Below are 1,111 nucleotides of genomic sequence, written 5' to 3'. Positions count from 1 at the left end.
CCCTGTTTTGATTAAGCGAGCTGAAGGTTCTTGTAGATGGTGCTCTTAACTGGTGCTAATATTAGACCACTGAAATCCCATTTGGAGTATCGATTATGCCCATTAAATTCTCTGAAGACGTTGTCCCGCTCACGGATCTGAAGGTCAATCCTGGCAGAGTTGTTAGGCATGCAGCAGAGGCTCATCGGCCGGTGCTGTTGACTAGCCGTGGGCGTGGAATTGCGGTGGTGCAGTCTGTCTCAGACTATGAGATGGCCGAGGAGGAACGTGCATTTATGCGAGCTGTTGTAACGGGATTGGCAGATCTTGAGTCGGGGCGGGAAATGTCACTTGCTGAAGCGAAAGCGCGACTAGGTTTAAAGTAATCAATGCCGACCGTAATTATCCGGTTCGCGGAATCTGCGGTAACGGATCTGGAAGAGATCAAGCAGTGGTATACCGAACAAGGTGTACCTGACGTAGGGGTTAGGGTTATCAGAAAGATTGTTGAGCGGATAGAATCGCTACGCGACCACCCGGAAATGGGCAGGATCGTACCTGAATTTGACCAGCAGTTTCTGAGGGAGCTTATTGAACCACCGTTTCGTATCGTGTACAGACATGAATCGAAACGAGTACGTATCGTCCGTGTATGGCGTAGTGAACGACAGCTTATTTTGCCACAGAATGGGGAGGAAAGTCCTTAGCTAATGCCTCTAGTAATGAGCAATATAAGATCTTGTAAATACGGTCGTGGGGTCAGCTAGGATAAAAAGTTCTATGGATATTAGACTCACCAAGAAGTCAGGTGTGCCGAAGGCGGAAATTGAGGCTCACCAACAGATACAGAAGGAGTTTGATGCAACTCCGTTCAGTAAGAGTTGGCGTGGTTATGCATCATTTGCTCTTGCTAGAAAGGGACGTGGTTCTGGAGATGATGATTTTGATCTTGTCTTGGTCACACATACGAATATTGTCGTTATCGAGCTTAACTAGAGTTTAGAGTTTCAGAGGAGAAAAACCACTAAAAATCTCAAAAAATAGGTAACTACTCACCCCTAAGACTGAGTACAAGCCTGCCTCGATGGATCTACAATCGCTTTTTCATGTCTGTAGAGGCTTGACATCATAG

3 protein-coding genes are annotated in these 1,111 nt (G+C 46.4%); all 3 read left to right on the top strand.

The features are described 5' to 3' along the window. Positions 1-95 precede the first annotated feature (95 nt). Positions 96-365, top strand: coding sequence for a type II toxin-antitoxin system Phd/YefM family antitoxin (locus ACOCD2_RS21280; protein WP_293646188.1), 270 nt, complete (start codon positions 96-98; stop codon positions 363-365). Between the two features lie 3 nt (positions 366-368). Then, positions 369-686: a type II toxin-antitoxin system RelE/ParE family toxin gene (locus tag ACOCD2_RS21275; RefSeq protein ID WP_293646186.1), complete on the top strand. Its 318-nt coding sequence runs from the start codon at positions 369-371 to the stop codon at positions 684-686. 73 nt (positions 687-759) lie between these two features. Continuing rightward, a complete protein-coding gene (locus tag ACOCD2_RS21270; protein WP_293646184.1) occupies positions 760-975 on the top strand; it encodes a hypothetical protein in 216 nt (71 codons plus the stop codon). Positions 976-1,111: the final 136 nt, after the last annotated feature.

This window comes from Thiolapillus sp. (assembly GCF_048562965.1).
In the GTDB taxonomy this organism is placed as follows: domain Bacteria; phylum Pseudomonadota; class Gammaproteobacteria; order Chromatiales; family Chromatiaceae; genus Thiolapillus; species Thiolapillus brandeum_A.
The sequence above is the reverse complement of the archived record's forward strand: the minus strand, read 5'-3'. Positions and strand labels throughout refer to the sequence as shown.